General features: G+C 40.7%; 11 protein-coding genes. 8 read left to right on the forward strand and 3 right to left on the reverse strand.

Going from position 1 to position 14,501, the window contains the following annotated elements:
- The first annotated feature begins 48 nt into the window (after positions 1-48).
- From MOJ78_RS03775 to MOJ78_RS03785, 3 genes are all read left to right on the forward strand, one after another.
- Positions 49-561 (forward strand): GNAT family N-acetyltransferase, encoded by a 513-nt coding sequence (locus tag MOJ78_RS03775; RefSeq protein WP_304979882.1) that lies wholly within the window; start codon positions 49-51, stop codon positions 559-561.
- On the forward strand, positions 561-1,124 hold the full coding sequence (locus tag MOJ78_RS03780) for a cysteine hydrolase family protein (protein ID WP_304979883.1): 564 nt from the start codon (positions 561-563) through the stop codon (positions 1,122-1,124). Before MOJ78_RS03775 ends, MOJ78_RS03780 begins: the two co-directional genes overlap by 1 nt.
- Positions 1,125-1,263: 139 nt before the next feature.
- Positions 1,264-2,676, forward strand: a complete 1,413-nt coding sequence (locus MOJ78_RS03785) for a SpoVR family protein (RefSeq protein WP_304979884.1) — start codon at positions 1,264-1,266, stop codon at positions 2,674-2,676.
- Between the two features lie 374 nt (positions 2,677-3,050).
- On the opposite strand, the gene MOJ78_RS03790 is transcribed toward MOJ78_RS03785, so the two are convergent.
- Entirely contained in the window at positions 3,051-3,863 is an 813-nt protein-coding gene (locus tag MOJ78_RS03790; RefSeq protein ID WP_304979885.1) for an alpha/beta fold hydrolase, read from the reverse strand.
- A gap of 785 nt (positions 3,864-4,648) precedes the next feature.
- Between MOJ78_RS03790 and MOJ78_RS03795 the strand changes: the two genes are divergently transcribed.
- The 3 genes from MOJ78_RS03795 (at position 4,649) to MOJ78_RS03805 (ending at position 10,130) form a co-directional block, all read left to right on the forward strand.
- The gene (locus tag MOJ78_RS03795; protein WP_304979886.1) at positions 4,649-6,403 is read left to right on the forward strand and encodes an ABC transporter ATP-binding protein; all 1,755 of its coding nucleotides are present in this window, start codon (positions 4,649-4,651) and stop codon (positions 6,401-6,403) included.
- 1 nt (position 6,404) lies between these two features.
- The gene (locus tag MOJ78_RS03800) at positions 6,405-8,429 is read left to right on the forward strand and encodes an ABC transporter ATP-binding protein (RefSeq protein ID WP_304979887.1); all 2,025 of its coding nucleotides are present in this window, start codon (positions 6,405-6,407) and stop codon (positions 8,427-8,429) included.
- A gap of 414 nt (positions 8,430-8,843) precedes the next feature.
- Entirely contained in the window at positions 8,844-10,130 is a 1,287-nt protein-coding gene (locus MOJ78_RS03805) for an MFS transporter (RefSeq protein WP_304979888.1), read from the forward strand.
- A 66-nt stretch (positions 10,131-10,196) separates the two neighbouring features.
- Here the strand turns inward: MOJ78_RS03805 and MOJ78_RS03810 are convergent, their stop codons facing one another.
- Both MOJ78_RS03810 and asd read right to left on the reverse strand, forming a co-directional pair.
- The gene (locus MOJ78_RS03810) at positions 10,197-11,120 is read right to left on the reverse strand and encodes a zinc dependent phospholipase C family protein (RefSeq protein ID WP_304979889.1); all 924 of its coding nucleotides are present in this window, start codon (positions 11,118-11,120) and stop codon (positions 10,197-10,199) included.
- Positions 11,121-11,281: 161 nt separating this feature from the next.
- The gene (asd, locus tag MOJ78_RS03815) at positions 11,282-12,157 is read right to left on the reverse strand and encodes an archaetidylserine decarboxylase (protein WP_304979890.1); all 876 of its coding nucleotides are present in this window, start codon (positions 12,155-12,157) and stop codon (positions 11,282-11,284) included.
- A 419-nt stretch (positions 12,158-12,576) separates the two neighbouring features.
- Between asd and MOJ78_RS03820 the strand changes: the two genes are divergently transcribed.
- Both MOJ78_RS03820 and MOJ78_RS03825 read left to right on the forward strand, forming a co-directional pair.
- Entirely contained in the window at positions 12,577-13,926 is a 1,350-nt protein-coding gene (locus MOJ78_RS03820; protein ID WP_304979891.1) for a TrkH family potassium uptake protein, read from the forward strand.
- Positions 13,927-14,191: 265 nt separating this feature from the next.
- Entirely contained in the window at positions 14,192-14,383 is a 192-nt protein-coding gene (locus tag MOJ78_RS03825) for an alpha/beta-type small acid-soluble spore protein (protein ID WP_304979892.1), read from the forward strand.
- The last annotated feature ends 118 nt before the right edge of the window (positions 14,384-14,501 follow it).

Here is a 14,501-nt window from a genome sequence, read left to right on the forward strand (position 1 = left end):
AAAATAAATATGTACAAGTTCATCGAGATATGAGAAAGGAAAGTGGAAATGAACATTCGAGAGGCTACCATTAATGATGTACCTGCAATGTTACATATATACAATAACGTTGTACGGACGTCTTCAGTTACGTTTGATTTGATAGAACAGACCTTAGAGGAACGCATAATCTGGTTCCACCAGTTTAACGAGAGCTTTCCATTACTCGTTGCGGTAGAGGAAGCAGAAGTGATTGGTTATGCTTGTCTAACTCCATTTCGGGATAAACCAGCCTATAGCAGGACGGTTGAGAACTCAATCTACTTATCTAAAAGTGCACGTGGAAAAGGGGTAGGTTCGGTTCTTTTAGCGGATTTGATTAAAAGGGCAAAAGTGCTAGATTATCATACTGTCATTGCCGTCCTTGCAGATGATGATCCGGCTAGCAGAAGTTTACATAGGAAATTCGGATTTCAGAAAACCGGCAGCGTTAAAGAAGTCGGCTTTAAATTCAATGAATGGCATGATATTCATTTTTACCAATTAATCTTGGGAAATTTTAAAAAAGAGGAGGTGCTTTAATGAATTTATCGCGAAATACACCATTTATCGTAATTGATGTTCAAAAAACGTTTGATAATCCGAGCTGGGGAAGGAGAAATAATCCCGATGCAGAGGATAAAATTGCAAAGCTCATTCAGTATTGGAGAGAAACTGGGCGACCGATTATTTTTGTACAACACATTTCAGAAAAAGCCGACTCCTTGTTTTATATAAATGGTGATACTGTCCAGTTTAAAATCCAGGCAAAGCCAAAAGAGAGTGAAGCTATTATACGAAAGCATGTCAACAGTGCCTTCATCGGAACTGATCTGTTACAAAGGTTAAAAGAAATGAAGTGTAAGCGTGTCGTGATTGCAGGACTGACAACGAATCACTGTGTAGAAACCACAACCCGAATGGCTGGAAACTATGGACTCAATCCTATTTTAGTAGAGGATGCATGTGCAACGTTCGATCGGCAGGGTCCAGATGGAACAAACTTTACTGCTGAACAAATTCACGAAATGACTTTGGTTAATTTAAACGAGGAATTTGCTGAGATCGTAACAACGGAGCAACTATTTTCACGTTCTATATCATAAAAATAATTGTATAACTGTTCCCCTGTTTAAGTTCATGTTTCGTCTCCTTCGACATACATTGTCTTAAAGCGGGTGTTCACAAATTCACGCCTATTTTGAACACATACGCTCCTATAGAATCTTTAAAGGGGGAGCAGGAATGAGCCTCGATGAACATAAAGAACTGGTAAGAGCAATTGACGAGATTACGGAGATTGCAGAAGGTTTCGGACTGGATTTTTATCCGATGCGGTATGAAATTTGTCCTTCAGATATCATTTATACATTCGGTGCCTACGGGATGCCGACACGCTTCTCCCACTGGAGCTTCGGCAAACAATTCAATAAGATGAAGCTACAATACGATCTCGGGTTAAGTAAAATCTATGAGCTCGTCATTAATTCCGATCCGTGTTATGCTTTTTTGCTCGACAGTAACACGTTGATTCAGAACAAGCTGATTATTGCACACGTACTCGCTCACTGTGATTTCTTTAAAAATAATGTTCGGTTTTCAAATACGAGAAGAGATATGGTCGAGAGCATGACGTCTACTGCGGAACGGATTGCAGCATACGAGCATGAACATGGTAAAAAAGAAGTGGAAAGTTTTCTGGATGCGATTTTATCAATCCAGGAGCACATTGATCCATCAATTATGCGTCCAAGACTCAATTACGCCTTTGAGGAAGCAGAGGAAGTCCTTAAAAAGAAGGCAACTCCATACGATGATTTATGGAATATCGATCAATCTCAATCAAAAAAAGAAGTAACGAAAAAGAATGCAAGGAAAAAAATTCCTCCGCGCCCAGAGAAGGATTTACTCCTATTTATTCAGGAATTCAGCCGGGAGTTGGAGGATTGGCAGCGAGATATTCTTTCGATGATGCGCGAAGAAATGCTTTATTTCTGGCCGCAGCTTGAAACGAAAATCATGAACGAAGGCTGGGCATCTTACTGGCATTCGAGAATTTTAAGAGAAATGGATCTTACGAGTGATGAAGTGATCGAATTCGCAAAGCTGAATGCTGGAGTTGTTCAGCCATCCCGTACTTCAATCAATCCGTATTATCTTGGCCTTAAAATTTTTGAGGATATCGAGGAACGATATGACAATCCTTCAGAAGAATTGATAAAGCAAGGGGTTGAACCAGGGGATGGGCGTGAGAAGATGTTTGAAGTAAGAGAGATCGAATCGGACATTTCATTCATGCGTAACTACCTGACGAAGGAACTCTGTGATCGCGAGGATATGTATTTGTTCCAAAAACAGGGTAAGGACTATCGAATTACGACGAAAATGTGGGAGGATGTCCGCGATCAACTCGTCAACAGCCGGGTGAACGGCGGTTTTCCGTACATTACTGTAAACGATAGTGATTATTTAAGGAACGGCGAGCTTTATTTGGTACACCATTATGAAGACATCGAATTGGATGTCCGTTACCTTGAAAAGGTTCTTCCGTATGTGTATCAGCTCTGGGGACGATCCGTGCACCTAGAAACAAAGGTCGAAAACAAATCCGTCGCCTTTACCTACGACGGGAAAAGCGTGCATAAACGGAATCTATAGTGAAAAAGGTAGGAATATTTGAAAAAATCATTGACCAAACCAACAGGTTGATTTGTTAAAAAGCATAGTATGGTTTACACACTGTATACGCAGGAGATTTCATAACGAAATCACTTGCGTTTTTCTTTTATAAAAATCTAAGCGAAAAGACGATTTAATAATCAAAATAGAAAAACACAGAACGAGAAAAAGAAGTAGAAATTGCTATTGAAAAAGAAAAGTCCGGAGAGGTGGTCCGCCTATGAGCGGCGGGGGATTTTAGATTTGTTTTGTAGATTAAAGTTCTTCCATCATAATGCACCGGCGCTCTTTTTGTTTTGTCTTCCTCAAAATCAAGCTTGCAATGACTGATCTGTTGCTTTTATATTAAACTTCTATCCACTGACGAACCGTAAAAACTCTCTATTGAATTTTTCCAGTTCGCAGTAAAAAATTCCGTGGCCGCTTTTATTAAAAGAGAAAAGCTTTGATCCATTGATTTGTGCATGCTGGACCTGTGCAAACTCGAACGGACAGATTTTATCTTTTACACCGTGGAATATTCCAGTTGGGACATGGATTTTGTGCATATCATTCCATAATTCTTCATCTCTAAGAGACATGGCAGTCATAGCGGTGGCATGACCTGAGGCTTCTAACCCCAATCCGTGGAACCAGCTTTTGAAACTGTCCGATATCGGTTGTTCAAAAACCAAGTCACCGAACTCTTCAAGCATTTTTGGTCGATCCGTGTACGTTGCTTGTATCAACTTATTGACCTGTTCCTTCGTCATTCCATACGGATAACCTGGCCGCTTTGTGAAAACCGGTGCTGCAGCTCCCATCAATACGAGTTTAGAAATATTTTGCCCCGCATGTCGAACCATATGTCGGATGACAATCGCACCACCCATAGAGTACCCGACAAGTATGAGATTCTTCAGCTTTAACGTATCAATGACGATCCTGATGTCATCCGCCATACGGTCGTATGAATATCCGGTCCATGGTTTATCGGAACTACCAAACCCACGCAAGTCCATCCGGATACATCGGTAACCAGCGTTTGGAATCTGGTCGAATTGGTATTCAAACATTTTCCGGTTAAGCGGCCAACCATGAACGAACAGAATAGGTTTTCCATTCTTAGGTCCTAGTTCTTCGACAAAAATTTTCACACTTGGCTCAACCGTGATGTAGAATCCCATCTCTTTCCCCCCTGCCTTCATACAATTTCTAACCCAGCAATCTTTAATCACTATATGATACCCTCTTGAAAAGTGTCAGTTATCCATTTATTGGTTCGCACTGTGAATACAGGGTTAAAATTAGTCGCAGAAACATATAGTGAGTATTTATACCACTATACTCGGAATTGTAAAATAATTTAAAAAATAGGCAAAAGTCTTTTGACAAATGGATAGGATTGGTATAAAATTTCTATGGAACTAATAAATAACATTAATTAGAAAGGAGCGTGGCGTCATGCGTAAGTATGTAGATATTTTGGTACAACTGGTCGGTTTGGATTCTCGGGAATACAACTTAACAAGGCATGGCGTGAAACGTTGAAGAACCTTTCTTAATGTAAAGGATACGTGTCTTTCAGCTCATGCCACCTATATCGGCATGGGCTTTTTATATTTTCTTTTAACCTTTTGGGTTTAGAAGAGGTATGTTGCCTTCGTGGTGACATACCTTTTTTATTCTATATAGAGGTTCAAAAAGCACCAAATGATAAACGGCGAATTTCGGCGTTGCTCGGTTTTTCCGGTCCTCACGTATTATTACATACGCTCCGGTCCTCAAAACTGTCGCGCCTTGAACTTCTTGTTTCTAATTCGTCACTTTTTGAACTTCGATTTAATTTAAAATTTGAAAGGAGAATTTTGATGAATGTAATGAAGAGGAATGTAAGGAAGGAAAGGCTGCTGGATCGGATTGAAGGCGGTTGACGAACGAACTGTGTTGGAGATAAGAGGGGAGAGACAGCATGTTTTCAGTATTAGTCAAACTAGGATGGTTTTTTAAAAGACATTGGAAGCGTTATACAGTAGCGATCGTATTGCTTCAAATTGTAAACTTCATTGAGGTTGTTCCACCGAAATTAATTGGGATGGCGATCGATGAAATGACGATCGGCTCACTGACGTCAGAGCGATTATTTCAGTTTGTTGGATTTTATATCATATTAATGATTGTCAATTATTCACTGTGCTATATATGGATGTACCAGTTGTTCGGTGGATCCTTTCTCGTAGAAAGGACGATGCGTTCAAGTTTTATGCGCCATCTTTTGAAAATGACACCGACGTTTTATGAAAAGTACCGAACTGGGGATTTGATGGCTCGTGCTACAAACGACCTAAAAGCGATCTCCATTACAGCAGGATTCGGAATCTTAACACTGATCGACTCAAGCTTATTTTTGGTGACGATCCTTTTGGTGATGGGCTTTACGATCAGTTGGCCATTGACTCTAGCGGCATTATTACCGCTGCCGATCATGGCACTCTTGATGAATCGGTATGGAAAGCTGATTCATAAACGTTATACAACCGCACAGGATGCATTTGGAGATCTGAATGACCAGGTGCTTGAGTCAGTTTCCGGTGTAAGGGTCATTCGGGCTTATGTTCAAGAAAAAGCAGATAATCAGCGGTTTTCGAACATGACTGATGATGTTTATAAGAAAAATATCTCAGTTGCAAAAATCGATGCATTGTTTGAACCGACTATAAAAGTACTTGTAGGAATCAGTTACTTAATCGGATTAGGCTACGGGGCATTTCTAGTTTTCCATAAGACATTAACGCTTGGGGAACTCGTTGCCTTTAACGTCTATCTCGGAATGTTGATCTGGCCGATGTTTGCGGTCGGAGAATTGATCAACGTCATGCAGCGGGGAAATGCGTCACTTGACCGGGTAAATAACACGTTGGATTATGAGCCTGATGTGAAGGATAACGAGCAGGTTGTATCTTTTGATAAGCCCGATGAAATTTCGTTTAACCGCGTAACCTTCCGTTATCCGAGCTCTCAAGTGGATAACCTGAAGGATGTTTCATTTTCGTTAAAACGTGGTCAAACGCTTGGAATCGTCGGAAAAACAGGAAGCGGAAAGACAACGCTTGTCAAACAGCTTTTACGTGAATATCCATCAGGTAAGGGGACAATTGCTGTTTCTGGTGTTCCAATTGAGAAAATTGCTCTGTCGCAGCTTCACAGCTGGATTGGATATGTACCACAGCAGCAGATCTTGTTTTCACGCTCTGTGAAGGAAAATATATTATTCGGAGTTTCTGATGCATCAGCAGAGCGTTTGGGCGATGTCGTTGAGCTATCATCATTGACAGGCGATATCGAAAACCTTCCAAAAGGGATGCAAACGTTAGTTGGAGAAAAAGGGGTTGCTTTATCCGGTGGTCAGAAGCAACGGATTTCGATTGCTCGGGCGCTGCTCGTCAACCCGGAAATTTTACTATTGGATGATGCAATGTCTGCCGTTGACGGGAAAACCGAAGCGAAAATCATCAGCAGCATTCGAAATGAACGTGCCGGTAAAACAACCTTGATCACGACCCACCGATTATCAGCCGTTCAGCATGCTGACTGGATTCTCGTAATGGATGAAGGCCGAATTGTAGAAGAAGGAACACATGAACAGTTATTGGAAAATGGAGGCTGGTACTTAGAGCAATATGAACGACAACAGTTAGAAGCCGGCCTTTCAGAGGATGTGGTGTAACATGAACGTAGGAAAACGATTATATCAGTACGCATTACTTTATAAAAAGACGATCATTTTGGCATTGATCATGCTCGCACTTGCGGTGGGAACCGAGCTTACTGGGCCATTCATCGCAAAAAAAATGATCGACAACCATATTCTCGGGATTGAAGAACCGTGGGTAATGGTTGAAAATGCCGGTGACGATACGGTCAAATACAAAGGAAAAAATTACGTACGAGCTGAGTACCATGAAGGAGATGCTTCTGAGCAGCCAACGGTGAGAATCCTTCAGGTAAAGCTTGATTATTACTTTATTGATGAACCGGTTGCCTTTGATGGAGAACGTACCATTGAGAACGGGAAGATGATCATTGAAAAAGGGGAGCAGCGGGCGACGTATGAGGTCGATGAACTGACGAACCAACAGCTCCTTGCCTTTTACCAGCCAGAAGTGAAGAGACTCATATATTTGAGTGCCCTTTATCTAGGGCTAATGGTAATCGCATCCTTTTTCACGTATGGTCAGAGTTATTTGCTGCAACAGTCAGCGAATCGGATCATTCAGAGAATGCGGACAGACGTCTTTGGTCAAATTCAACGTCTCCCAGTCAATTACTTTGATAACCTTCCTGCTGGTAAGGTTGTCTCAAGGATCACGAACGATACCGAGGCGATTCGTGAGCTTTACGTAACGGTATTGGCACAATTTTTTACAGGGATCATCTATATTGTTGGGATCCTTACTGCGTTGTTCTTCTTGGATGTTCGACTCGCAGCGATTTGTTCACTTATTATTCCGATCCTGATTGTTTGGGTTTTCATGTATCGGAAGTTTGCGTCTAAATATAACCACCTCATTCGTTCACGCTTAAGTGATTTGAATGCAATGATCAATGAATCGATCCAAGGGATGACGATCATTCAGGCATTTCGCAGACAGAAGCAGACCACGAACGAGTTTGAGAAGATTAATGAGGAATATTTCCGTTATCGCAATAAGCTGTTGAACCTTGAAGCAATCATGACACATAACCTCGTGAATCTGCTTCGTAATGTAGCGTTCGTCACATTGATCTGGTACTTTGGCGGTGCATCGTTAACAGTAGGAGCGGCCGTTTCCGTCGGAGTGCTGTACGCATTCGTCGATTACTTGAACCGGATGTTCCAGCCTGTAACCGGTATTGTGACACAGCTCGCGAATTTGGAGCAGGCACGTGTATCTGGAGAACGGGTATTCCGCTTGTTAGATCGAGAAGGGGAAGACGTATCGAACACCACCTTGCCGCGTTATCAAGGGAACGTAATGTTTGATGATGTAACGTTTGCTTATAAAGAGGAAGATTACGTCTTGAAAAACATTTCGTTTGAGGCGAAGCAGGGTGAAACAGTTGCACTCGTTGGTCATACGGGTTCTGGTAAAAGCTCAATCATGAATTTGTTGTTCCGCTTTTATGACATTGAGCATGGGAAAATTATGATTGATGGTCAGGATATTCAGCACATGTCGAGACAGGATTTGAGAAAGCACATGGGTATCGTCCTGCAGGATCCTTTCCTATTTACGGGAACGATTGAATCGAATGTCAGCCTTGATGATCCTTCGATCACGCGAGAACAAGTTGAGAAAGCGTTGAAGGATGTGGGAGCGGAACCGTTTATTAATCAGCTTCCGAAAGGGTTTGATGAGCCGGTCGTGGAAAAAGGAAGTACGTTATCGGCAGGACAGCGGCAGCTCATTTCATTTGCACGCGCTTTAGCGTACAATCCTGCGATCTTGATTTTGGATGAGGCGACGGCGAACATCGATACAGAAACTGAAGCCATTATTCAGGACGCACTTGATGTACTGAAAAAGGGACGGACGACATTCATTATCGCCCACCGATTATCTACAATTAAAAGTGCTGATCAAATTCTTGTTTTGGACCACGGACGTATCGTTGAACGCGGAAACCATGACGAGCTGATGGAGAAGAAAGGAAAGTACTATCAAATGTATCAGCTGCAGCAAGGGATGAAGCAATCCCGGACGGCGGTTTGAAAGAAATAGGAAATAGTGGAGCAGGGAGGACTTCGGTCTTCTCTGCTTTCCTATTTTGAGGAGGGATTTTCGTAGTCATACGGCATCATAGTACTTTTATAATGAACTATACAAATCAACTTTATTAAGATTGCATGAAAAGTCTCCCAAAGGAACAATCCGGGAAATCAATGCGTGTTATCGAACTGCAGGTTTTGCAAAAAAAAGGGAACGAATGGGCTCTATGGTGCCTTCAAACAACCTCTTTTGTATAATGGGATTCAGACTGCTATAGAAATTCTCACCATAAAAAAGGTTAACCGCATCGAATAAGAGAATCTTTAATTTAGATAACCTGAAAACTTTGTAAAGGACATACAATGATTTTAAGGGGAAGGTGTAGGTGCAAGAAGAATTAAGGGGGCATTATAGAGGATGAAACGGAAAGATATTCACTCATGGGCGATGTATGATTGGGCAAATTCTGCGTTCGCAACTACAATTATGGCAGCTGTACTACCGATTTACTATTTTGACGTCGCGGCAAAAGGTCTTGATGATACGACAGCGACGGCTTTCTGGGGATATTCACAATCCATTGCAGTGCTTATCGTAGCATTGTTAGCGCCAGTTCTTGGAGCGATTGCTGACTATTCTAATTCAAAGATGAAGTTTTTACGCTTTTTTGCTTATATGGGTATGCTTGCAAGCATCTTGCTTGCATTCGTTGGGGAAGGCGATTATTTATTGGCGTCTTTTCTATTGATCCTCGGAACAATTGGGTTTTCAGGTGGTAATGCATTCTACGATGCGTTTTTACCTGAGATTGCCTCCCGTGATGAAATAGATAGAATCTCGGCAAGAGGGTACGCTTTTGGTTATCTTGGTGGCGGTGTGCTCTTACTCGTCAATCTGGCAATGATCATGTATCCGCACCTCTTTTTTCTACCTAATAAAACCGTTGCGTCTCAAATATCGTTTGCGACCGTTGCAATCTGGTGGTTTGTGTTTTCGATTCCAATGTTTAAAAACATAAAAGAAAAGAAGCATGAACAGCAAAAAATGGAAGGCTCATATATCGGAATTGGTTTCAAACGTCTAAAAACGACATTCAAAGGAATCAAACAATATAAGCAGCTGCTATTATTCTTGATAGCGTTCTGGTTATTTAACGATGGTATTTCAACGATTATCAAAATGGCAACCATTTATGGAAGGGACATAGGAATCGGCACGACACACCTTATTGGTGCACTACTCATAACCCAGTTCGTAGGGATTCCGTTTGCTTTCCTATTCGGCTACCTTGCTAAAAGGATCAATGCAAAACGGGCACTCTACATAGCTCTCTGGACTTACGTACTTATCGTTTTTCTCGGTTACTTTATGGAAACGGCTGTACATTTCTTTGCATTAGCAATACTTGTCGGCTTTGTTCAAGGTGGGGCTCAAGCACTGAGTCGCTCGATCTTCGGAAGCATGGTGCCAGACAATAAGCATGGGGAATTCTATGGGTTTTATGGAATCTCGGCAAAGTTTTCTGCCATCTTCGGACCCTTTGTATTTGGACTTGTCGGCCAATTAACAGGCTCAAGCAGATTAGGAATCTTCTCACTTGTCATCTTCTTCCTCGTCGGTATTTTCATTTTGAGCAAGGTGGATATTGAGCAAGGAAAAATCGAAGCAGGACATACACCTGCAAACGGAGAAATACCAATGTAATTCAATATAAAAAAATCAGGGTCAATTGCCTCGATTGTAAAGGCTAAGACACCTGATTTTTTTGGTTCATAACATCGGTTCGAAATGTCTGTTTTCAAGAGGCAGTGTACAATCTTTGCCTGAGTCATAGGAGATATTGCCGATTTTCTGCTCAAGACGATCAAAGGCATCCTCCGAATTCTCAAACCAATAAGCACCAAGCTCCTGTAAAATGTCTGCACATTCGCGTTCAGCTTGATCGAGTAAATCATAAAAGGTCTGTTCTGAATGTTCATCCGGTTGTGCCGGATGGATCCAGCGTGTTTTCGTTTCGTTCAAGAAATCCCCTGATTCAATATCTTTTTGATAGGAAAAAGGTTCGATCCTGTCTTTTAACAGTTTATATTTCCATCCGAGCGGATCGTACAGAACCTTTAGTGCTTGTTGCATTTGTTCATAGGAGCGTTCGATATAATTGCTTGGAAGCTGCTTGTGAAGATCATGGAAATAAGCATCGATGGCTTCTGAAAGCATTTCCTTCACTGAGGTTTGTAAGCTGCCACCGATATAAAGCTGTTTATATACAGGTGTATTCCAGGTTTCGATTCCACGCAATTCTTTCATTAATAAAGTATCGATCAAAATCTCTAGCTTTTGATGCCGATTATTTTCGTTTCCGGATCGATAGATGATATACGGATGGGCGTTGCGATCGAGAATGTGATGGGTAATGAACCCGGTGGTAAAAGCAATCAACTTACGGTCATCCAGACGCATTTTTGTAAACTGAACGAGCTTCATCAAAAATTGGCCGCAATGTTCATGGTGGATTCGGTCACCCACTTCAGCTACTGGTGTTGACTTCCATGGCCAGAAGTTATGATAAAAGAATGGATCTGGTCCTTGTGTTCCAAATCGGAAATAGGGTCCCGTTTCATGATCCAATCTGAGTAAGCCTGTTTTTTCAATAACGGTTTCTCCAAAGTGTATATGTGTCCAAACGTTTGGCATATTGACCTCAGCCCTCTCAAAATGAATATCCATACCAAATTATATACTGGTATCCATAATTTTGAAAAGGGGGTCATAAAGAAAACTTGGCTAGCGATCGTCCTAGTTGCGCTTATACTTTCTTAACGTGAAAAACGACTGACCATAGCGGTCAATCGTTCTTACATAGTAGGCACGGCTACTTTTATTGATTGTTCCTTTGTGGCTTCTGAACAGCTTCCGATTCGTTCTCCCATTTTAATGAATTGTCCTGGATTAATGGATGGATCGAGTTCAAGCAAATCGTTTTCAAATAACACAATTACGGTTGAACCGAACTCGAAATGCCCAATTTCATCGCCTTTCTTAAAGTAGGGAAAACTCCTTAGCTTTTGACTGATTTGTCGACCTTTATGGAATCGTTGTACTTGTTCTTTGTAAGCAACCTGTACACTTCCTACAATGAAAGCTCCTACCTTCACAATCGCAAGCTTCCCTGCAGCGGTATTCATGTAGGTTATAAGTCGTTCGTTTTTGGCATAAAGTCCGTTGATTGAGTGTACGCCCAATCGGTTGACGGGAAATAGCCTCCCAGGTATATACGAAAACTCAGTAACATTCCCATTTATAGGGGCATGAACGCGATGATAATCCCTGGGGCTTAAATAGATCGTCATATAAGAACCGTTTTGGAAGAGATTAGCTTGTTCATGGCCTGCAAGTAATCCTTTCAAAGAGTAACAAACTCCTTTAGCCTGGATTAACGAGCCGTCTTCTATGGATCCGATTTGTGTAATCAATCCATCTGATGGACTTATGATTGTATCTTGGTTTAAATCTATAGGCCGCGATTCCGGTTTTAATTTACGTGTGAAAAATTGATTCAAGTTTTTGTAATCCCTCATCGGTTTTTCGATGGAGGAGAGATCGATCTTATAATATTTAGCATACGGCTTAATCGCAAGCTTACTCAGCTTGGCTTTCGTTATTTTTCCTGAAAGAGAGGAAACCTGATGCTGTGGTAGACAACGTAGGAAACGACCAGTTATATATTTCATTAATTACTCCTTAAAAGTCCATTTCATTGTTAGTTTATGCAATAAGAAAGCATGCATACTTTACCTTTTTCTTCAGCTTGTACATTTCTTGCGAATACCAATATTATACTGTTTTATTCGGGTGATGTTAATATGGAATTTAAAATGAAATGAGAAAAACTTTTGGTGGGGAGACTAATTTTTAACAATAGGGTTTTCATTGCCCGTTATATTCGGTACTATAGATTCATTATGAAAGGTTTTTCAAAAAGTCCGGTAAAAATGGCTGTCGAATTTCTTCGTTTCTCGGTCTCTCTGGTCCTCACGTATTAATACCATACGTTCCGGTCCTCGAGTCTTTCGTGCCTTGAACTACTCGGCTCTTTTTATCCTCCTTTTTGAAAATATACTTGAATAAATAACTTTAAAGGTGTTTAGCGATGAAGAGAACTCGGCGTATACGAAAAATCAGACTTACTTCTGTACAAATGATCGTTTTATTTTACCTTGGTGCTGTCGTAATGGCAACGACGTTATTAAGCTTGCCGTTTGCTCATCGCCAAGGAGTTGATTGGTCTTTCATAGATGCATTGTTCACAGCAGTCAGTGCAATTAGTGTAACTGGTTTGACAGTCGTTTCGACTGCTGAAACGTTTAATACAGCGGGCTATTTCATCCTTGCCTTCGTTTTACAGTTCGGCGGTATCGGTATCATGACTCTTGGAACGTTTATTTGGTTACTTGTCGGTAAAAAAATAGGCTTACGAGAACGTCAATTGATCATGACTGACCAAAATCGTACAACATTACAGGGCTTAGTAAAAATAATGCGGGAAATTCTTGTTTTGATTCTGATTATCGAAGCAATAGGTACCTTGATTTTAGGGCTCTATTTTCTCAATTATTTTTCAACCTGGCAAGAGGCATTTATGCAAGGTTTCTTTGCATCAGTCAGTGCAACAACTAATGCAGGATTTGATATTACAGGTAAGTCGTTGATTCCATTTGCCCATGATTATTTTGTGCAATTTATTAATATGATACTCTTAATCCTTGGTGCTATAGGTTTTCCAGTATTATTAGAAATTAAAGAATATTTAACATCAAAAGAAAGAAAGTATCAGTTTTCATTATTTACACGATTAACAACTGCTACGTTTTTTATTTTGATTGTAGTGGGAACTGTTTTGATCTTGCTTTTGGAATGGAACCATTTTTATAAGGATAAAACCTGGCATGAGGCATTATTTTACTCTTTATTCCAATCCGTCACATCGCGAAATGGTGGGCTCGCAACATTGGATGTCAGTCTTTATACAGAACCAACTCAGCTCGTTTTGTCCGTTTTAATGTTCATTGGAGCCTCACCTAGCTCAGTAGGTGGAGGAATTAGAACGACGACCTTCGCCATTATCATTTTATCCATATATACATTTGCGAAGGGTAATCAATCCATAAAAGTGTTTCGTCGTGAATTGCTTGCTGAAGATATCATCAAAGCATTTGTCGTGTTTAGCATGGCCATTATTGTTTGTGGTACTGCTGTTGTTGCATTAATGGTTATTGAAAACTTCCCATTAATGCCTGTCTTGTTTGAGGTCTGTTCAGCATTTGGAACAACTGGTTTATCAATGGGGATCACTGCACAATTAAGTACACCCGGAAAGATCATCATCATTTTATTGATGTTCATCGGACGTGTTGGAATCCTATCCTTCCTGTTCTTGATTCGAGGAAATATCGTCAAGGAAAAGTATCATTATCCAAAAGAACAAATCATAATCGGATAAGTAAAGCAAAAAGCATTGGAGAAACGAATCTCCAATGCTTTTTTTGCTAGTTAAAAATACTTTCTATAATTATAAGCGCAACTACACCCTGCTCTCGCTTGAAGGCTCGGCAATCGCCGATTTTTCTTTATATGTTTTTTCTAATTGAATGATCTTTTTTCAACTCCTAATTTACGGCCTTTCTGTGCTATTAATTTCCAATGTTTTAATGTATAAGGTGATTTGAATGACACAAACTATGTGTACCAAGGAGGAGGTGAGATTAATGCCTAACAACAATCAATTACTAGTACCAGGTGTAGAACAAGCTCTTAATCAAATGAAAACTGAAATCGCTTCTGAATTTGGTGTGCAACTTGGGCCTGACACAACTTCTCGTGCTAACGGTTCTGTTGGAGGAGAAATTACTAAGCGTCTAGTTCAACAAGCTCAAGCACAGATGGGTGGAAGTAGATAACAATTATAACTTGGCTCTGAAGGGGTGGTTAAGTCCATCCCTTCTTTTCCATATGTAAAAGAGCTATGTAATTTGCAATTTATCAACAATCCTATCGTTCAGGAAGAAGGGGCTAAAA

This window comes from Alkalihalobacillus sp. AL-G, assembly GCF_030643805.1.
Classification (GTDB): Bacteria; Bacillota; Bacilli; order Bacillales; family Fictibacillaceae; genus Pseudalkalibacillus.